At 61.1% G+C, this 17922-nt stretch carries 18 protein-coding genes and 2 pseudogenes; 9 read left to right on the top strand and 11 right to left on the bottom strand.

Annotated features, from left to right (window positions below; all coding sequences use genetic code 11):
• Positions 1-32: 32 nt before the first annotated feature.
• The 5 genes from EJD88_RS11860 to EJD88_RS11840 form a co-directional block, all read right to left on the bottom strand.
• Entirely contained in the window at positions 33-833 is an 801-nt protein-coding gene (locus EJD88_RS11860; protein ID WP_099586946.1) for an SDR family oxidoreductase, read from the bottom strand.
• 9 nt (positions 834-842) lie between these two features.
• On the bottom strand, positions 843-1607 hold the full coding sequence (locus tag EJD88_RS11855; RefSeq protein ID WP_158878039.1) for an SDR family oxidoreductase: 765 nt from the start codon (positions 1605-1607) through the stop codon (positions 843-845).
• Between the two features lie 146 nt (positions 1608-1753).
• Positions 1754-3262, bottom strand: a complete 1509-nt coding sequence (locus EJD88_RS11850) for a sugar ABC transporter ATP-binding protein (protein ID WP_158878038.1) — start codon at positions 3260-3262, stop codon at positions 1754-1756.
• Between the two features lie 15 nt (positions 3263-3277).
• Positions 3278-4210: a sugar ABC transporter substrate-binding protein gene (locus EJD88_RS11845; protein WP_112195817.1), complete on the bottom strand. Its 933-nt coding sequence runs from the start codon at positions 4208-4210 to the stop codon at positions 3278-3280.
• 50 nt (positions 4211-4260) lie between these two features.
• Positions 4261-5268 carry an ABC transporter permease gene (locus tag EJD88_RS11840; RefSeq protein WP_158878037.1) on the bottom strand — a complete coding sequence of 336 codons (1008 nt, stop codon included), beginning with the start codon at positions 5266-5268 and terminating at the stop codon, positions 4261-4263.
• 360 nt (positions 5269-5628) lie between these two features.
• Here EJD88_RS11840 and EJD88_RS11835 point away from each other — a divergent pair, with 360 nt between their 5' ends.
• Genes EJD88_RS11835 through EJD88_RS11825 form a run of 3 tightly spaced genes read left to right on the top strand, consistent with a single transcriptional unit; the run spans position 5629 to position 8867 of the window.
• The gene (locus tag EJD88_RS11835; protein ID WP_158878036.1) at positions 5629-6465 is read left to right on the top strand and encodes a transketolase; all 837 of its coding nucleotides are present in this window, start codon (positions 5629-5631) and stop codon (positions 6463-6465) included.
• Positions 6455-7387 (top strand): transketolase family protein, encoded by a 933-nt coding sequence (locus EJD88_RS11830; RefSeq protein ID WP_099586940.1) that lies wholly within the window; start codon positions 6455-6457, stop codon positions 7385-7387. The genes EJD88_RS11835 and EJD88_RS11830 overlap by 11 nt, the downstream gene beginning before the upstream one ends.
• A gap of 4 nt (positions 7388-7391) precedes the next feature.
• Positions 7392-8867, top strand: a complete 1476-nt coding sequence (locus EJD88_RS11825; RefSeq protein ID WP_158878035.1) for a glycerol kinase GlpK — start codon at positions 7392-7394, stop codon at positions 8865-8867.
• 96 nt (positions 8868-8963) lie between these two features.
• On the opposite strand, the pseudogene EJD88_RS11820 reads toward EJD88_RS11825, so the two are convergent.
• Positions 8964-9089 (bottom strand): annotated as a pseudogene (locus tag EJD88_RS11820) (ABC transporter substrate-binding protein); the annotation flags it as partial.
• Positions 9077-9937, bottom strand: a complete 861-nt coding sequence (locus EJD88_RS11815) for a helix-turn-helix domain-containing protein (RefSeq protein WP_158878034.1) — start codon at positions 9935-9937, stop codon at positions 9077-9079. The gene EJD88_RS11815 and the pseudogene EJD88_RS11820, both read right to left, overlap by 13 nt.
• Positions 9938-10047: 110 nt before the next feature.
• On the opposite strand from EJD88_RS11815, the gene EJD88_RS11810 reads away from it, so the two are divergent.
• From EJD88_RS11810 to EJD88_RS11785, 6 genes are all read left to right on the top strand, one after another.
• Complete coding sequence (locus EJD88_RS11810; RefSeq protein ID WP_099586937.1) at positions 10048-10458, top strand: hypothetical protein; 411 nt, start codon at positions 10048-10050, stop codon at positions 10456-10458.
• Positions 10442-10594, top strand: a complete 153-nt coding sequence (locus EJD88_RS11805; protein WP_158878033.1) for a hypothetical protein — start codon at positions 10442-10444, stop codon at positions 10592-10594. The genes EJD88_RS11810 and EJD88_RS11805 overlap by 17 nt, the downstream gene beginning before the upstream one ends.
• A 55-nt stretch (positions 10595-10649) precedes the next feature.
• Positions 10650-11558, top strand: a complete 909-nt coding sequence (gene glsB / locus EJD88_RS11800; protein ID WP_158878083.1) for a glutaminase B — start codon at positions 10650-10652, stop codon at positions 11556-11558.
• Between the two features lie 143 nt (positions 11559-11701).
• On the top strand, positions 11702-11992 hold the full coding sequence (locus EJD88_RS11795) for a hypothetical protein (RefSeq protein WP_150762284.1): 291 nt from the start codon (positions 11702-11704) through the stop codon (positions 11990-11992).
• Positions 11989-12732, top strand: coding sequence for a zeta toxin family protein (locus EJD88_RS11790; RefSeq protein WP_244643481.1), 744 nt, complete (start codon positions 11989-11991; stop codon positions 12730-12732). The genes EJD88_RS11795 and EJD88_RS11790 overlap by 4 nt, the downstream gene beginning before the upstream one ends.
• An 84-nt stretch (positions 12733-12816) precedes the next feature.
• A complete protein-coding gene (locus tag EJD88_RS11785; RefSeq protein WP_244643479.1) occupies positions 12817-13137 on the top strand; it encodes a hypothetical protein in 321 nt (106 codons plus the stop codon).
• A 5-nt stretch (positions 13138-13142) separates the two neighbouring features.
• Here the strand turns inward: EJD88_RS11785 and EJD88_RS11780 are convergent.
• From EJD88_RS11780 to EJD88_RS11765, 4 genes and pseudogenes are all read right to left on the bottom strand, one after another.
• Positions 13143-13307: pseudogene (locus tag EJD88_RS11780) on the bottom strand (signal peptidase II); the annotation flags it as partial.
• 386 nt (positions 13308-13693) lie between these two features.
• Entirely contained in the window at positions 13694-14938 is a 1245-nt protein-coding gene (locus tag EJD88_RS11775; RefSeq protein ID WP_099586929.1) for a saccharopine dehydrogenase family protein, read from the bottom strand.
• A 28-nt stretch (positions 14939-14966) separates the two neighbouring features.
• On the bottom strand, positions 14967-16064 hold the full coding sequence (locus EJD88_RS11770; RefSeq protein WP_158878031.1) for a carboxynorspermidine decarboxylase: 1098 nt from the start codon (positions 16062-16064) through the stop codon (positions 14967-14969).
• A gap of 189 nt (positions 16065-16253) precedes the next feature.
• A complete protein-coding gene (locus tag EJD88_RS11765; RefSeq protein WP_158878030.1) occupies positions 16254-17897 on the bottom strand; it encodes a sensor domain-containing diguanylate cyclase in 1644 nt (547 codons plus the stop codon).
• Between the last annotated feature and the right edge of the window lie 25 nt (positions 17898-17922).

Below are 17922 nucleotides of genomic sequence, written 5' to 3'. Positions count from 1 at the left end.
AGTGAAACAATGTCGGTGAGGATACCAAACCCTTAAGACATGATCAGGCCGCCGTCGATATTGATCGCCTGACCGGTCAGGTACGCCGCGTCATCCGAGGCCAGGAACGCGACCAGGCCCGCCACATCCGAGGGCTTGCCGGCACGGCGCAGGGGGATGTTCTTGACCCATTCGGCCATCAACTCGCCCTTGCCGTAGCGCTTTTCGTCGGTGCTGAGGATCTCGCCCCACACGCGGTCGTTGTAGTCCCACATCTCGCTTTCGATGATGCCGGGGCAAAACGCATTGACCGTGATGTTATGCGGCGCCAGCTCCAGCGAAAGGCTCTGGGTGATGCCGATCACGCCCATCTTGCTGGCGGCGTAGTGAGGCGTGTAGATAAAGCCCTGGCGACCCTGGCCGGACGAGGTATTGATCAACCGACCGCTGCCTTGCTTGACCATGTACTTGGCCGCTTCCCGGCAACCCAGCCACACGCCGGTGGTGTTGACTTGCAGCACCTTGTCGAAGTCTGCGCGGGGCATTTTGTCGTAGTGGTCGATGGTGATGATGCCGGCGTTCTGCACCGACACGTCAATGCTGCCGAAGCGTGCGTGGCCTTCGCGGTAGAGCTTTTCGATATCGCTTTCGTCGGTGACATCGATGCCGAGGGCGAGGGCGTTCACGCCGTATTCCCCGGCCAGTTGCTCGGCGGTGAAGGTCACGCGCTCCAGGTCGTTGGAGGCCAGCACCAGGTTGGCGCCTTCCTGGGCGAAACGCTCGGCAATCCCGGCGCCGATGCCACGGCATGCGCCGGTGATCACTACAGTTTTACCGCTGAATCGTTGCGACATGATCAACTCCTACCAGCACACAAAACCGCCATCGACCAACAGGTCGACGCCGGTGCAGAAAGACGAGGCCTGGCTGACCAGAAAGATCGCCGGGCCGACCATTTCGTCCACGCTGGCCATGCGGCCCATGGGCGTGGTCTGTTCAAAGATCTTCACCTGGTCGGCCACTTCCGGGCGCGAGTTCATCGGCGTGGCGGTGTAGCCGGGGCTGATGCAATTCACGCGCAGGCCCTTGTCGGCCCATTCCATCGCCAGGCTTTTGCTCAGGTGAATCACCCCGGCCTTGGAGGTGTTGTAGTGCGCCTGCAGCAGGCCACGGTTGACGATGCTGCCGGACATGGACGCGATATTGACGATGGCGCCTTTGCCGCGCGGCAACATCACGGCGGCCTGGGCCTGGCAACTCAGGAAGATGCCCGTGAGGTTGATGTCCAGGGTGGTCTGCCAGCGTTGCAGTTCCAGGTCCTCGGCGGCCTGGGCGTTGGCGATGCCGGCGCAGTTGACGGCCACGCTGAGTTCGCCGAGTTCATGCTCGGTTCGCGCGACCGCTGCATCCAGCGCGGCGCGCTCGGTGACGGTGCCGCTCAGGGGCAGGGCGCGACGGCCCAGGGCCTGGATGCGCTCGACGGTGCTGGCGATGCCGGGGCTGCCGGGCAGGTCAAAACACGCCACGTCGGCACCGGCTTCGGCTAGACCAACGGCAATCGCTTGGCCGATGCCGCTGCCGGCACCGGTGACAAAGGCCACTTGGCCCTGAAGACTAAAAAGCTGCATGAATTACTCCAATCTTGAAATCACAGTGGAACCCCTGTGGGAGGGGGCTTGCCCCCGATGAGGGAGTGTCAGTTGATGCATCTGTAACTGAACCACTGTCATCGGGGGCAAGCCCCTCCCACATTTGAATCTCTGTAGGACTTTAGTTACGCGGTGGCCATTTCCATGACTGAAACCGGTGTGGCCTCGCCGCGCTCCAGGATTCCCATCTGCCGGCCTCGGCTCATCACCATCACCCGATGTGAAAGCCCCAGCACCTCATCCAGGTCGGAACTCACCACAATCACCGCCATGCCCTTGGCCGCCAGATCCGCAATCACTTCATAGATCGCCGCCCGCGCACCCACGTCGATGCCCCGTGTCGGCTCATCCAGAATGAACACCTTGGGATTGCGCGCCAGCCACTTGGCAATGATCACTTTCTGCTGGTTACCGCCGGACAAGCTGGAAATCCGCGACTGCGGCGCGCCTTTCACGCCGAGCCGCGCCACCGCCGTGCGGGCAAATTCACGCAGCGGGGCAGGGAGCACCCAGCCGCGTTTGTCCAGCAGGTCGGTGTTGCCGTAGACCAGGTTGTCTTCGATGCGATGTTCCACCACCACACCTTGCTGCTTGCGGTCTTCGGGCACCAGCACCACGCCGGCCTGGATTGCTTCAAACGGGCTGCGCAGCTGCCGGACTTCGCCGTCCAGCACCATGTGGCCCTGGATATCCAGGGCCGCACCGGCAATGGTGCGCACCAGCTCTGTACGTCCGGCGCCGACCACCCCGGCAATGCCGAACACTTCGCCGGCCCGCACGCTGAAGTCGATGCCGTGCAGGGCGAATTCGCGGCAGGTCAGGTCTTTGACCTGCAACATCACCTGCTCCTGCGGCGCCTGCAAGGCGGGGAAAATCCGCTCCAGGCTGCGCCCGACCATCTGTTCCACCAGCTCGCGCACCGGCACTTGTGCGGTGGCGTGCAGGGCGATCTGGCGCCCGTCGCGCAGCACCAGCACGCGGTCGGCGATACGCGCGATTTCTTCCAGGCGATGGCTGATATAGATAAACGACACGCCTTCGGCTTTCAGCCGTTCGACCTGCTTGAACAGCAGCTCGGTCTCTTCGGCGCCCAGCGCAGCGGTCGGTTCATCGAGAATCAGCAGGCTGGCCTTCAACGTCAGCGCCTTGGCGATTTCCACCAATTGCTGGGCCGCCACGCTTAGGCCTTCGACCTTGCGTGACGCCGGCACGTTGAGCCCCAGGCGTTCCAATTGGATCTGCGCCTGGGCCTCGATGTAATCGCGGTCGACCCGCCCATGACGCATGGGCAGGCGACCGACAAAGATGTTCTCGGCGATCGACAATTGCGGCAGCAGACGGATTTCCTGGTGGATCAGGCCGATACCCGCGCCCAGCGCCGCGCCCGGCGAGGCGGGTGCATAAGGCGCGCCGAGCCAGGTCATGCTGCCCCCGGCTTCGGGTTGCACGAGGCCGGCGATGATCGACGACAAGGTCGACTTGCCGGCACCGTTCTCGCCGAGCAGGGCCAGCACTTCACCGGGACGAATATCCACATTGACCTGGGACAACACCTGCACCGGGCCGTAGGCCTTGCTGATATTGCGCAGGCACAGCACCGCATCGGTGCTGCTCTCCAGAGCGGCTGCTTGCATGACGACCTCCAAGGCTTACGGGTGCTGTTGCAGGAACGGCGCGACGTTTTCTTTGGTGGTCAGCACGGTGGGCAGCAGTTGTTCCTTGGGTACGGCTTTGCCGGCCTTCAGGTCAATTGCCGAGGCCACGGCCAGGCGCCCCATTTTCTGGGTCTGCTGGGTCATGGTGGCGTTGAGCACGCCGCTTTCGACCGCCTTGAGCCCGGCCACGTCGCCGTCAAACCCGACCACTACGACCTTGTGATCGAGGTTGCCGACCTTCACTGCCTGGGCAGCACCCAGGGCCATGGCATCGGCGCGGCCGAAGAATACGGTGATATTCGGGTCACGCTGGAGCAGGTCCTGGGCCACGGCGAAGCCTTTGTCCTGGGCCCATTCGGCCGGTTGCTGGGCCACGACCTTGAGGTCCGGGAAGGCTTTGAGGCCTTCTTCGAAACCCTTGGCGCGATCATTCTCCGGAGTGGTGCCGAGCTGGCCCTGCAGGATCGCGATGCGGCCCTTGCCGTCGGTGATCTTGCCCACGTATTCGGCGAGGGTCTTGGCGCCGGCCACGCTGTCGCTGGCGATAAAGGTATCGCCGGGTGCGTCGGGGGCGTTGCGGTCCACGGCGATCACCGGAATGTTGGCGGCCTTGGCGGCTTTGACCGGCACACCCGCCGCGGTGGCACCGGCCGGGATGTAGATCAGCACATCGATCTGGCGGGTGATCAGGTCTTCAATCTGGCTGACCTGGGTGGAGGAGTTGCCCTGGGCGTCCACGGTGATCACCTTGATCCCCTTGGCCTTGCCCTCGGCTTCCACCGATTGCTTGATCTGGTTGAAGAAGTCGGCCTGAAGGTTCGCCACGGCCAGGCCGATGGTCAGGTCCTTGGCCCAGGTGGTACCGGTGGCGGTGAGGGTCGCGGCCGCCAGAGCAGTGGCGATAAGCAGTTTCTTGGGGCTGAACATGTCGGTGACTCCTGGTTTTATTGTTGGAGGGTGTCAACTGTCGAACAGGGTTAACGGGCAGTGCTGGAACGGCGTCGCAGGGTGTCGATGGTCACGGCGAGGGCGATGACCACGCCGATCACCACTTGCTGGATAAACGGGGAAACGCCGAGCAGGTTGAGACCATTGCGCAACACGCCAATGATCAGCACGCCCACCAGGGTGCCGCCGATGCTGCCGACGCCGCCGCTGAGGCTGGCGCCGCCAATCACCACGGCGGCGATGGCGTCCAGTTCCAGGCTCAGGCCGGCACTGGGTTGCGAGGAGTCCAGGCGCGCCGCCAAGGTCACGGCGGCGATCCCGGCGAGGGCACCGCTGATGGCGTACACCCACAAGGTAATCGCCCGTACCTTGATGCCGGACAGCCGCGCCACTTCCGGGCTGCCGCCCATGGCATAGAGATTGCGACCACCGGCACGAAAGCGCAGGAACACCCACGCCACCAGCAACATCACCAGGAACAGCCCGACGGTGGCCGAGAGAAAACCGAAATGCCGCACCGTGGCCAGGCTGGTGAACCACTCCGGGTAACCGACGATCTGCCGGCCTTCGGTGAGGATATTCGCCAGGCCACGCGCCACCGACATCATGGTCAGCGTGGCGATAAACGGCGGCAACTTGGCGTAGGTAATCAAGCCCCCGGACACCAGCCCGGCGAGAATGCCGGTGGCGATCGAGATCGGAATCGCAAAGCCCAGCGGCACCGCCTGGTCCTGATAAAGCCAGCCGAGCATCATCATCGAGAAGGCCAGTACCGAGCCTACCGACAGGTCGATGCCGCCGATGACGATCACCGCCGTCATGCCAATCGCCAGGATGCCCAGCACCGTGACCTGATCAAGGATGTTCAGGCCATTGCGCAACGAGAAGAAGAATTCGGAACTGAAGGAGAAGACCAGCACCAGCAGCACAAGGCCGATCAGCGGGCCGCCGATATTGCTGGGGAGCAGTTTCACCAACCGTGGGCGGGGTGGCGGCTTGAGTTCGGCCGGGTGCTGGACAATAGCTTTGGCGTCCACAGTGTTCTCCTGATTTATTTTTTTTGGAGTGCTTTCAGGCGCCTTGAATATTTATGCGTGCCTGACTGTTAATTCAGATTCCAGTGACACCGTGGCAAAGTCAAGCGCTTAATTTTTCAGGTATGCCTCTAAACCGGCGCTTTCACCCCGGCCAAAGCCACGGGGTAGACCCGCCGGTGTGGGATTTTGCCCGTTTGTCCGAGGGATGTTTCTTAGATTTATTTGATTTTCCGTGGATCGCTCACTTGACCGCACAGACGATCAGCGTCTAAATAGAAATATATTGTCACTGCTGAATAAATATTCAAAACAGCTTTGGACGCTTTTACCTCACGTGGTCAGCCCCACAGGAGCCGCTGCATGAATGCCTTCCAGTACGACGCCCACCAGATCAAGGAACAGGCCCGCCTGATCCGCCGTCATGTGATCCGCCTCAACGCCGACTCACCGGCCGGCGGCCACACCGGGGCGGACCTGTCGGAAACCGACATCCTCGCCACCCTGTACTTCCGCATCCTCAATACCGGCCCGGAACGCACCGAAGACCCTGAGCGCGATATCTATATCCAGAGCAAGGGCCATGGTGTGGGCGGTTTGTACTGCTGCCTGGCGCAGGCGGGCTATATCCCCACCGAATGGTTGCCCACCTACCAGCACTTCAACTCCCACTTGCCGGGCCATCCGGTGCGCCAGAAAACCCCCGGTATCGAACTCAACACCGGCGCCCTCGGCCACGGCTTGCCGGTGGCGGTGGGGCTGGCGTTGGCGGCGAAGATGTCCGGCAGTAAAAAGCGCATCTATGTGCTGACCGGCGATGGCGAACTCGCCGAAGGCTCCAACTGGGAAGCCGCCATGGCGGCCGCCAAATACGGGCTGGATAACCTGTTTGTGATCGTCGACAAGAACAAACTGCAACTGGCCGGCCTGACCGCCGAGATCATGCCGCTCGACCCGCTGGATGTGAAATGGGCCGCCTTCGGCTTCACCGTCAGCGAGTGCGATGGCAACGACGTGGGCCAGTTGATCGACACTCTGGAACGCATGCAGACCCGAACCGGCGCGCCCCAGGTGCTGATCGCCCACACCGTCAAAGGCAAGGGCGTGTCCTTTATCGAAGCCCGTCCCGAATGGCACCACCGCGTGCCCAAGGGCGATGAAATCAATGCGGCACTGGAGGAGTTGAACCATGGCGAGTGAACATTTGGCGAGCGTCATGGTGCAGGCCTTTATTGACGCAGTCGACGCCGGGCTGGATGTGGTGCCAGTGGTCAGCGACTCCACGTCCACGGCCAAGATCGGCCCGTTTGTGCAGCGCTTCCCGGAGCGCTTGATCAACGTCGGGATTGCCGAGCAGTCCTTGGTCAGCGTCGCGGCGGGGTTGGCCCTGGGTGGCAAGATTGCGGCCACCTGCAACGCGGCACCGTTTTTGATTTCCCGCGCCAATGAGCAGATCAAGGTGGACGTCTGCTACAACCAGGCCAATGTGAAAATGTTCGGCCTGAACGCCGGTACCAGCTACGGCCCGTTGGCCAGCACCCACCACAGCCTCGACGATATTTCGGTGATGCGCGGCTTTGGCAATGTGCAGATCTTCGCGCCGGCCGATGCCATCGAGTGTCGGCAGATTGTCGATTACGCGCTGCGTTACCACGGCCCGGTGTATATCCGTCTCGACGGTAAAGCCTTGCCGGACGTACACGCTGGCGACTACCACTTCCAACCCGGTCAGGTGGATATCCTGCGCCAGGGCGCGGATGTGAGCATCGTCGCGTTGGGCTCGGTGGTGCATGAAGCCGTGGACGCCGCAGCCTTGCTGGCGGAGCAGGGCATCCAGGCGCAGGTGATCAACCTGTCATCGATCCGGCCGTTGCAGCGCGAGGTACTGCTCAGCGCCTTGAGCGGCACCCGCGCGGTGATCAGCGTGGAAGAACACAATATCAACGGTGGCGTCGGCAGCCTGGTCGCCGAAGTGCTGGCCGAAGCCGGGTTGGGCATTGCCCTGATCCGCCTGGGCATCGGCGATGGCGAATACGCCGCTGCCGGCGCCCGTGAACCGACCCGCGCCTTGCATAACATCGACGCGGCTGGGATTGTGGCGGCTGCCACTCGGTTGCGGTGAACCCATGACTAACAACACTCCGCTGATCCTGGCGATAGACGAAGGCACCAGCAACGCCAAGGCGGTGCTGGTCAATGAACTGGGGCAGGTGATTGCTCGCGGTTCGCGGCCACTGAGCGTCAGCCATCCCCAGGCCGGGTTCTCCGAACAGGACCCGCTGTTTATCTGGCACAGCACCCTGGCCGCGATGGAGGAATGCCTCGCCCAGGTGGATCGGCCCATCACCGCCGTGGCGATCAGCAACCAGCGTGAATCCGTGGTGGCCTGGGACCGGCGAACCGGCGAGCCGTTGTCACCGTGCATCAGTTGGCAATGCCGCCGCTCCATGGCGTTGTGTACCCAATTACATGAGCAGGGGCATGAGGCGCTGATCCTCGAAAAAACCGGCTTGGCCCTCGACCCGATGTTTTCGGCGGGCAAATTCCGCTGGATTCTCGACAACCTGGACAACGGCCACGCCCGCGCCGCAGCGGGTGAGATTTGCCTGGGCACCGTCGACAGTTGGCTGCTGTGGAAACTCAGTGGCGGCCGGGTGTTTGCCACCGACTATTCCAACGCGGCGCGCACGCAGCTGTTCAACCTGCACACCTGCGCCTGGGATCCCGAGTTGCTGGACCTGTTTGCCATTCCGTTGGCGGCGCTGGCACCGATCCAGCCCAGCGCCGGTTTCTTCGCCGAAACCGTCGCGTTGGGCGGCTTGCCTGCGGGCATCCCGGTGATGTCGATGATCGGCGACTCCCACGCCGCGCTGTACGGGCAGGGCGGTTTTGCACCGGGGCTGGTCAAGGCCACCCTCGGCACCGGCTCATCCTTGATGACGCCCATGAGCGGCCCGATTGCGTCCAACCATGGACTGTCGACCACCCTGGCCTGGCATGACGGCGGCAGGCCGACCTTCGGCATGGAAGGCAATATCGTCCACACCGGCGCCGCCGTGCAGTGGGCCTCGCGGCTGGTGGCCGGCGAATCCCTGGATGCCCTGACCGAGCAAGCGGCGCAACTGCCGGACAATGGCGGCGTGTACTTCGTGCCGGCCCTGTCGGGTCTGGGCGCACCGCATTGGAAAGCCGATGCACGTGGATTGATCTGCGGGCTGACGGAAGCCACCTCGGGCGCGCATATCCTGCGGGCGTCGCTGGAGTCCATCGGTTATCAGATTCGTGATGTGTTTGAAGCGATGCAGCAGGACATCGGCAGCCCGTTGAAGGAACTGTGGGTGGACGGCGGCGCCACGCGCAACCGTTGGCTGATGCAGTTCCTGGCCAACCTGCTGCAACGCCCGGTGGTGCGCAGCCTGTCGCCGGAAGTGTCGGCGTTGGGCGCAGCGCATCTGGCGGGCAGGGCGTTGGGGATTTGGGCGAGTGATCAAGCGTTGGGGCAGTTGGAGCGCCAGCGCGAGCGGTTCGAGCCGCAGGATGATCCGGCGATGGCAGCCCGTTACGCAGAGTGGAAAAAGGCCTTGGCCCGCACCCTTCTCTAAAGACCCGTGGAGATCAACTGTGGGAGGGGCGGTGCGACGATTCGACTTGCCCCCGATAGCGTTTTATCAGTCAGCTCATCTGTAACTGTCACCCACCGTCACCGGTTGCACCTGATAGCTGCGGCGCGCGTTTGCCGCTTCAACCGTGGCCACATCCAGGTTACCCCACAGCGGTCCCAGCACTTTCGCCGCGTCCTGCGGATGGTTTTTCACCCATTGTCCGGCGCTTCGAGCAGCGGCAGGCCGCTGGGGAATTCGTGCCAGCTCATCGCGGCCCGATCCGCCAGATAGCGAGCCGGCGGCTGGCCTACGGTCTTGCGGAACATGGTGATAAAGCCGCTGGCGTTTTCATAACCCAGGTCCAGAGCCACCCGCTGCACACTGTCGCCCGTGGCCAGGCGTTGCAACGACAGGATCACATGCAACTGCCGACGCCAGCGGCCGAAACTCAGGCCCAGTTCCTCCAGCAACAGGCGCGTCATGCTGCGTTCACTCATGCCGATACGCATGGCCCATTGGCCGAGGGTGGCTTTGTCGGCCGGGTCGGCCAGCAGGCTATTGGCCAGGCGGCGCAAGCGTGAGTCCTGGGGCATCGGCAGGTGCAGGGCTTCCAGTGGGGCTTGGGCGAGTTCATCCAACAGCGTGTTGATCAACCGTCCCTGGGCGCCGTCGACCTCGTACAGTTGTGGGAAGCTGATCGCCTTGCTGATCAACTCATGCAACAGACCCGACACGCCCAACGTGCAGCATTGCGCGGGCAGGGCGCCTGCGGCATCGGGGTCGATCAGCAGGCAATACACATGGGCTTCGCCATTGCCCCGCGCCGAATGCGACACGCCACCGGGAATCCATAGCGCGCATTGCGGCGGAACGATCCATATCCCGGCCTCGATTTCACAGTGGATCACCCCGCGCAGGGTGTACATCAACTGGCCCTTGCGATGGGTGTGCGGGGTGTGCTCCCAGGTGTCCGACGCGCTGCTGGCGCCCACGGCCACCACGGCGCGCTGAACCACATCGGCATCCTTGGCCAGCAGCGGGTCGTGCAGATCAAGGCGCAGGTGTTTCATGGCAGGTCTCGAAAGTTGGCCGAATTGCGAAATAGTCTGGCTATTCTGTGCAATGCCGTCCAGCGCGGGCTTTCTTATAGTGAGATTCACTCTCATTAAGGAGCTTTGCCATGCGACTCGACAGTACAACGTTCCCTGTAGTCAAAATCGTCTTCGATGCCCCGAACCAAGGCGGGCCGGAGGACGCCTTCCGGGTCTTTGAAGACCTGTTGGCACGGCAGCAATCCTTCCTGCTGCTGCACGAAAAAGCCGTGGACGAAAACGACTACGAACACTCCCATGAACAGCGCAAGCAAGCCTCGATCTGGATGAAGAAGCACCGACAGGCGCTGCACACGTTCGTCAAAGGCATGATCCAGGTAGAACCCAGCGCCGCCAAACGCCTGGCACTCAAACCGTTTGCGCTGATGTTCGGCAAGGCCTGGGGCTATCCGTTGCTGGTGGTGGAGTCCAAGGACCAGGCCTGGGCGCTGGCGCGGGATGTGCTGGATGAGCGGGTGTCGGATGTGGCGCATTTTTGAAGGCGCGCGACACGGCCCTGTGGCGGGGTTGGCCCAGCTGCGTTATCACCTGGCCGTGCAACTGTTGCTGATCCTGGTTTATCGGGTGGTGGCCGAGCGGATGGTGGAGATTGTGTGGGGCTTCCGCGCGCATTGAAGTATCCTGCGCGCCCCGCCAACCACTGATCCAAACCAAGATGACCGGACAAGACATGCAGGCGCTGCTGGAGTCGATCCTCGACGAAGTGCGCCCACTGATCGGCCTCGGCAAAGTTGCCGATTACATTCCCGCGCTGGCCGATGTACCGGCCAACCAACTGGGCATCGCCGTATACGGCAACGACGGCTCGGCCTACCGCGCCGGTGATGCCGATACGCTGTTCTCGGTGCAGAGCATTTCCAAGGTGTTCAGCCTGGTGCAGGCCATCGACCATGGCGGCGAAAGCATCTGGGAACGCCTGGGCCACGAGCCGTCCGGGCAGCCGTTCAACTCCCTGGTACAGCTGGAATTCGAACGCGGCCGGCCACGCAATCCCTTCATCAACGCTGGCGCACTGGTGATCTGCGACATCAACCAATCGCGCTTCGCCGTGCCGATTCTGTCGATGCGCGACTTCGTGCGGCGCCTGTCGGGCAACCCGCATATCCTGGTCAACAAAGTTGTCGCCGACTCCGAAGCCCAGCACGGCGCACGCAACGCGGCCATGGCCTACCTGATGAAGTCCTTCGGCAACTTCCATAACGACGTGGACGCGGTGCTGCACAGCTACTTCAACTACTGCGCCTTGCAGATGAGCTGCCTGGACCTGGCCAAGGCCTTCAGCTTCCTGGCCAACGAGGGCACCAGCGCCCACAGCGGCGAGCAGATCCTCACGGCGCGCCAGACCAAGCAAGTCAACTCGATCATGGCCACCAGCGGGCTGTATGACGAGGCGGGCAATTTTGCCTATCGCGTGGGGTTGCCCGGTAAGAGCGGGGTCGGCGGCGGGATTGTCGCAGTGGTGCCGGGGCAGTTCACGGTGTGCGTGTGGTCGCCGGAGTTGAACGCGGCGGGTAACTCGCTGGCGGGGATCAGGGCGTTGGAATTGTTGAGTGAGCGGATTGGGTGGTCGGTGTTTTGAGTGCGAAGCCGCTTAGAGGGTGTTGGGCAGCCCACAGCAGGACATGGGACACACATTGAGGTAAAGTCGAGCCAGCGTTCGACGCCTGAGGTGATCTATGCTCATTGCCATTGATCAGCCCTTGTCCTGAGCCGGAGACCAGCATGTCACGTAAAAAAGTTAAGCCCCAAATTACCGAAGCACAGATCCTTGCCCAGGAATCGAGCATTCCCTCCATTGCGGCCAAAGCATTCAGGGATGCCTACGAGGTTGCCCTTTCCAAGGGTGAGTCCGTGCTTGTGGTTCGCGCTGGTCAGTTGGTTAAAGTTTCCAATACGGAGACTTTGGTTATCCGCCCTGTGGAAACCTACGGCACTCTCAAGGCAGGCACTCGCTTGAAAACCAAAAAATCCTTGTTGGACCGTCGGTCTGCCCAGGCGCAGATTCAGGCTTGAGTACCACCCCCCGTGTCCGTATGTTCGCCGGCCCGAACGGGAGTGGAAAGAGCACATTCAACTCGAAAGTCCCGGCGCACTTGCTGGTCAACTACATCAATCCTGACGCGATTGAGTTGGGCATTCGTGAAACGGGTATTTTTGACTTTGCCGTCTTCGGGTTATACCGCTACGCCGAGCGTGCCATCACGTTTTTGCGCAGTCATTCACTGCTTTCAAAATTTCCCGATTCCCTCGCCAAACTGGATGATCTGGTCGCCAAGGGTGAGCGGATCATTTTTGCTTCACGCAACATCGACTCTTATATAGCTTCTGCTCTTTCTGACTTTATTCGGGTGTCTCTGATTGAAGAACGCGTGAGTTTTACATTCGAGACAGTCATGTCGGACGGCAGCAAGATTGAGTTGTTAAGGCAGGCTAAAGCTGCCGGCTATCGGGTATACGTTTATTACGTTGCTACCGCAGATGCTGATATTAACGTTGCCCGGGTTGCCTACCGGGCCTCTATAGGTGGTCATGATGTACCACCGGAAAAGATTCGATCTCGTTATAAGCGCTCTTTGGAAAACTTGTCAGAGGCGATTCTCTTGTCCAATCGGGCCTATATTTTTGACAATTCGCAAGACGGCGAGCCCAGCTTTGCGCAACTTGCCGAGATTACAGAAGGCGAGGATATCGATATTGTGGCGGACACTCAGCCTGCGTGGTTTCAGCAGTATGTCATTGATAAGTTGACGTAGACATCGAAGGGCAAAACGCTAAAGGAAGTATTAGGCTGCCTTAGCAGTTCAAGAATCTTTCCCTTTTTTCTGATGGATATTTTTATGGCCTATGAACTCCACATCGCCCGTGCCGAAAGCAATGCAATAGAACCTGAAGAGTGGCGCGCCTTGTGTGCCAGTGACCCAACCATCGTGCTGCAGGACGAAGTGACTGCCATTAATCCCACGACAGGAGCGACGATCTCCATCAGCGGTAACCAAACGGCTTACTGGACCTCTCCCACCACGCAGCAGGAATACTATTTCGATTATCGCAGTGGCCAAATTTCATTTGTATACAGCGACGAGAGTATCGTTAAGGCCAAGGCGATCGCCCAGGCCCTCGCCGCTGAAATTCGAGGCGATGAGGGGGAGCAATACTGATACACCTAGGCTTTACGCGGCTTCATGAACAGGTCGATCAGCAGGTACAACGCACCGACGGTAATCGCGATATCCGCAATATTGAACACTCCGGTATGCGCTGGCCCGACGTTCAGGACCATGTAATCAACCACATGGCCGTCGCGAAACACCCGGTCGATCAGGTTGGCGGTGCGGTGCCGGCGAGGAGGGCGAAGGGTCGGCTTCGCAGCAGGGGGGAGGTGCTCAAGCGGTAACTTCCTGTTCCGGGTCTGTCGAGAGGAGCGCCCGAAGATAGCTCAGGCGCCTGGTGCCGTCTACGTTCAGGCCGCGTTCCGAGCGACAACCTGAAACAGTCTTGGGAAAACTCTGAGAATCTGGGGCGAAGTGCTATCCCTGTGGGAGGGGGCTTGCCCCCGATAGCAGTGTGTCAGCCAAAGATGCATCAACTGAAACGGCCTCATCGGGACAAGCCCCCTCCCACATTTGGATCTTCATCGGTCTTGGAATCGCTACCCACCCCAAACAAAAAATGCGCCCCTGCGGGCGCATTTTTTTGTTCGGTCAGCTATGCCTATCAGGCAATCGCATCCCAGGCCCGATCACCTTTCTCGTCCTTGATCCGAGTCGGCAAGCCCATCACGTCCAGCGCCTTGAGGAACGGCTCAGCCGGCAGTTCCTCGACGTTGGCCATATGTTTCACATCCCACTCGCCACGGGCGACCAGCAGCGCGGCGGCTACCGGTGGGACGCCTGCGGTGTACGAGATGCCCTGGCTGTCGGTTTCGGCGAAGGCTTCTTCGTGGCAGGCCACGTTGTAGATGAATAGCTCACGCGGCTGGCCGTCCTTGGTGCCTTTGACCAGGTCGCCGATGCAGGTCTTGCCGGTGTAGCCAGGGGCGAGCGAAGACGGGTCGGGCAGTACGGCCTTGACCACTTTCAACGGCACCACTTCCAGGCCTTCGGCAGTCTTGACCGGCTTCTCGGAGAGCAGGCCGAGGTTTTTCAGTACGGTGAACACGTTGATGTAGTGTTCGCCGAAGCTCATCCAGAACCGCACGTTGGGCACGTCGAGGTTTTTCGACAGCGAGTGCACTTCATCGTGACCGGTGAGGTAGAGGTTCTGCGAACCCACGACCGGCAGGTCGTCGGTGCGTTTGACTTCGAACATGGTGTTGCTGGTCCACTGGCTGTCCTGCCAGCTCCACACCTGTCCGGTGAACTCGCGGAAGTTGATTTCCGGGTCGAAGTTGGTGGCAAAGTATTTGCCATGGCTGCCGGCATTGACGTCGAGAATGTCGATCGAATCAATGCGGTCGAAATGCTGTTGCTGCGCCAGCGCGGCATACGCGTTGACGACGCCTGGGTCGAAGCCCACGCCAAGAATGGCGGTGATGTTCTTGTCTTTGCACTCTTGCAGGTGGTTCCACTCGTAGTTGCCGTACCACGGCGGGGTCTCGCAGACCTTGCCTGGCTCTTCGTGGATAGCGGTGTCGAGGTACGCAACGCCCGTGTCGATGCAGGCACGCAGGACCGACATGTTCAGGAACGACGAACCGACGTTGATGACGATCTGCGATTCGGTCTCGCGGATCAGGGCCTTGGTCGCTTCCACGTCCATGGCGTTCAGCGCGAAGGCTTGGATATCGGCGGGAACCTTGAGGCTACCCTTGGCCTTGACGCTGTCGATGATGGCCTGGCATTTGGAGATGTTGCGCGACGCGATAGCAATACGACCGAGTTCGTCGTTGTGCTGCGCGCACTTGTGGGCCACCACCTTGGCGACACCTCCTGCACCAATGATAAGAACGTTCTTTTTCAATTGCTTTCTTTCTCCTATATCCGCCAGCTTACGAAAGGCTGGACAGGTAGTCGTCGTAACCAAATTCACGAACCACTTCGACTGTACCGTCGAGTTGTTTCACTACGATGGACGGCATTTTCAGGCCGTTGAACCAATTTTTCTTGACCATGGTGTAGCCAGCAGTGTCGATGAACGACAGCCGATCGCCGATGGCCAGCGGACGATCAAATTGATACTCGCCGAAGATGTCCCCGGCCAGGCAGGATTTGCCGCACACCATGTAGGTATGTTCACCGTCGCTTGGCGCCAGCTTGGCGTTGAGGCGGTAGATCAGCAGGTCCAGCAGGTGAGCTTCGATGGAGCTGTCGACGACGGCGAGGTTTTTGCCGTTGTACAGGGTGTCGAGCACGGTGACTTCCAGGGAGGCGCTGTTGGTGATCGCCGCTTCGCCGGGTTCCAGGTAGACCTGCACGTCGTACTTCTGCGAGAACGCCTTGAGACGCTGGCAGAAGGCGTCGATGGCATAGCCTTCACCGGTGAAATGGATGCCGCCGCCGAGGCTGACCCACTTGACCTTGTGCAGCAGTGCGCCGAAGCGTTCTTCGATGGTGCCGAGCATCTTGTCGAACAGGCTGAAATCGCCGTTCTCGCAGTTGTTGTGGAACATGAAGCCGGAGATCTGCTCGATCACGCCTTCGATCTTCACCGCGTCCCATTCGCCCAGGCGGCTGAATGGGCGCGCCGGGTCGGCCAGCAGGTAGTCGGAGCTGCTTACCTGCGGGTTGACACGCAGGCCACGGGTCTTGCCCTCGGAACGCTCGGCAAAGCGCTGCAACTGGCTGATCGAGTTGAAGATGATCTTGTCGCAGTTATCCAGCATCTCTTCGATTTCATCGTCGGCCCAGGCCACGCTGTAGGCGTGCGCCTCGCCTTCGAACTTCTGGCGACCGAGCTTCAACTCATACAGCGACGACGAGGTGGTGCCGTCCATGTATTCCTGCATCAGGTCGAACACCGACCAGGTGGCAAAGCACTTGAGCGCCAGCAGAGCCTTGGCGCCGGACTGCTCGCGCACGTAAGCAATCTTCTGCATGTTGACCAGAAGCTTCTGTTTATCGATGAGGTAGTACGGCGTTTTGATCATTTTTGAGAGCCTGCGGCGGTGCCTGCCAAAAAAGGACACGCATTGTGCCCGCACTTGGTCAGGATCGAAAGGTTAGTGAGCGGATTTAGCTGCGCCGCGATTATTCTGCCCTGCCAAGATGACAACCCTGCCTTGTGATCAGCCTTTCACCACAACAGGCCCGCTCTCCACAAAGCTAGCTCCCGGGCCTCACGCCACCCGATTACGCCCGCCAGCCTTGGCCTCATACAACTGCTGATCCGCCCGATTCAGCAGCGCCCGTGTGTCGCGGTCCGACGGTGCGGCAATGCCCACGCCGATACTCACCGTGACAGGCCCCACCTGTTCAAACTGCGCGCCGGCAATCGCGGCACGGATCTTCTCGGCCACCACATCCGGGCTGTCCGGTGCTTCGACCTCTGGTAGCAGCACGGCAAACTCTTCGCCGCCGTAGCGGGCGACAAAGTCGGTGACGCGGGTGGTGCTTTGGATCAGTTGGGCGAGTTGGCGCAGCACGTCATCGCCGACAGCGTGGCCGTGGGTGTCATTGATGCGTTTGAAGTAGTCGGCGTCGATCAGCAGCAGGGCAAAAGTGCGGCCGGTGCGTTGGAACAGCAGGCTGTTTTCCGCGAGTTTTTCGTCGAAGCGGCGACGGTTGTAGACGCCGGTCAGTGCGTCGTGGGTCGCAAGGTTGAGCAGCTCGGTATTGGCCTGGGTGAGGTCGGCGGTGCGTTGGGCGACGGTGGCTTCCAGGGAGGCGTTGGCGTCCTGCAACTGGCGCTCCTTGGCCAGCAGGGATTGGGTCATGCCGGTCAGCGAGCGGCCCAGCTGGGCGATTTCCAGCACTGAGTGCGCCTGGGGAAACACCGCGCCGGGCTGATGCTCCTGGACTTGCTTGGCGGACTTGGCCAGCCGTTCGATAGGCCGGCTGAGGGAGGAGGCCAGGCAATACGCCGCGACCACAAACGCCACGGCGGCGAGTACGCCGAGTATCAGGAGTTTGTAGAGCAGCGTGCGTGCCGGTTGCAGGGCCACCTCCAAGGGCTGGCGCACCATGATGTACCAGTTCATTTTCGCGCTGGCGGGGCTTGGCACGGCGACCGAAGCGGTCACAAAACCGTTGGCTGTGCTCCAGCCGGAAGACGTGACCAGCCTGTCTTTGGGCATCTGCTCACCGGCCAACACTTCGGGATAAAGCACCTTGCCATCGAAGTCGACAATCAGTGCCTCGATGTCAGGGATCGCGTCCTTCTGCATCACCGCCGAATCGACGATTTGCGTGACCCAACGCCAGTGCGCATGGGCTCCGAGTACGCCGATGGTCTCGCCTTTGGCGTTACGGATCGGCGCGGCGAAATCGATAAACCGCAACGGCTCGCCATTCGCCGCGCCCGGCAGCAACTTGGCCAGCAGCACCGCTTCATGGGGATCGCCGGTGTACTCGCCGTGCAGGCCCGCCTGGAACCAAGGGCGCTGGCTGACGGATTGATTCACCAGCAGGCCATTCACCGCCTGGCGCACACGGCCATCGACATCGGCGACGCCCATCCAGGCGTATTCGGCGCGAGACTGTGTGCGCAGTTCCATCAGCGTGAGGATGTCCGGCTCGTTCAAGTCACCTTTGCGAAACAGCGGCGCTTTGCTGAGCAGGGAAACCTCCAGCTGGCGCTCGTGCAGTTGCACAGCCAGCAGCGCAGCCGTGGATCGTGCCGTGCTCAACAAGGCATTGCCGCTGGCCTGCTTCATTTGCCCGGTGGCGATGTGCCCCACATAAAAACCTACGCTCAGTAACGTGAGCAAGGACAAAGCAGCAAACCATAGGGTCAAGTGAGTGCGCAGGCTGGCTTTGATCATGGGTGCTCATTTGGATGTGTTGTTC

Source organism: Pseudomonas sp. PB105 (assembly GCF_009764655.1).
GTDB classification, from domain to species: domain Bacteria; phylum Pseudomonadota; class Gammaproteobacteria; order Pseudomonadales; family Pseudomonadaceae; genus Aquipseudomonas; species Aquipseudomonas cyclaminis.
The sequence above is the reverse complement of the archived record's forward strand: the minus strand, read 5'-3'. Positions and strand labels throughout refer to the sequence as shown.

What these genes read in the sequence shown, in the direction of transcription:
- EJD88_RS11845 (WP_112195817.1), bottom strand. Translation starts at nt 4,210, where the DNA reads ATGTTCAGCCCCAAGAAACTGCTTATCGCCACTGCTCTGGCGGCCGCG.
- EJD88_RS11815 (WP_158878034.1), bottom strand. Translation starts at nt 9,937, where the DNA reads ATGAAACACCTGCGCCTTGATCTGCACGACCCGCTGCTGGCCAAGGAT.
- EJD88_RS11810 (WP_099586937.1), top strand. Translation starts at nt 10,048, where the DNA reads ATGCGACTCGACAGTACAACGTTCCCTGTAGTCAAAATCGTCTTCGAT.
- EJD88_RS11805 (WP_158878033.1), top strand. Translation starts at nt 10,442, where the DNA reads ATGTGGCGCATTTTTGAAGGCGCGCGACACGGCCCTGTGGCGGGGTTG.
- EJD88_RS11765 (WP_158878030.1), bottom strand. Translation starts at nt 17,897, where the DNA reads ATGATCAAAGCCAGCCTGCGCACTCACTTGACCCTATGGTTTGCTGCT.
- EJD88_RS11830 (WP_099586940.1), top strand. Translation starts at nt 6,455, where the DNA reads ATGGCGAGTGAACATTTGGCGAGCGTCATGGTGCAGGCCTTTATTGAC.
- EJD88_RS11770 (WP_158878031.1), bottom strand. Translation starts at nt 16,064, where the DNA reads ATGATCAAAACGCCGTACTACCTCATCGATAAACAGAAGCTTCTGGTC.
- glsB (WP_158878083.1), top strand. Translation starts at nt 10,650, where the DNA reads ATGCAGGCGCTGCTGGAGTCGATCCTCGACGAAGTGCGCCCACTGATC.
- EJD88_RS11825 (WP_158878035.1), top strand. Translation starts at nt 7,392, where the DNA reads ATGACTAACAACACTCCGCTGATCCTGGCGATAGACGAAGGCACCAGC.
- EJD88_RS11855 (WP_158878039.1), bottom strand. Translation starts at nt 1,607, where the DNA reads ATGCAGCTTTTTAGTCTTCAGGGCCAAGTGGCCTTTGTCACCGGTGCC.
- EJD88_RS11795 (WP_150762284.1), top strand. Translation starts at nt 11,702, where the DNA reads ATGTCACGTAAAAAAGTTAAGCCCCAAATTACCGAAGCACAGATCCTT.
- EJD88_RS11785 (WP_244643479.1), top strand. Translation starts at nt 12,817, where the DNA reads ATGGCCTATGAACTCCACATCGCCCGTGCCGAAAGCAATGCAATAGAA.
- EJD88_RS11835 (WP_158878036.1), top strand. Translation starts at nt 5,629, where the DNA reads ATGAATGCCTTCCAGTACGACGCCCACCAGATCAAGGAACAGGCCCGC.
- EJD88_RS11860 (WP_099586946.1), bottom strand. Translation starts at nt 833, where the DNA reads ATGTCGCAACGATTCAGCGGTAAAACTGTAGTGATCACCGGCGCATGC.
- EJD88_RS11850 (WP_158878038.1), bottom strand. Translation starts at nt 3,262, where the DNA reads ATGCAAGCAGCCGCTCTGGAGAGCAGCACCGATGCGGTGCTGTGCCTG.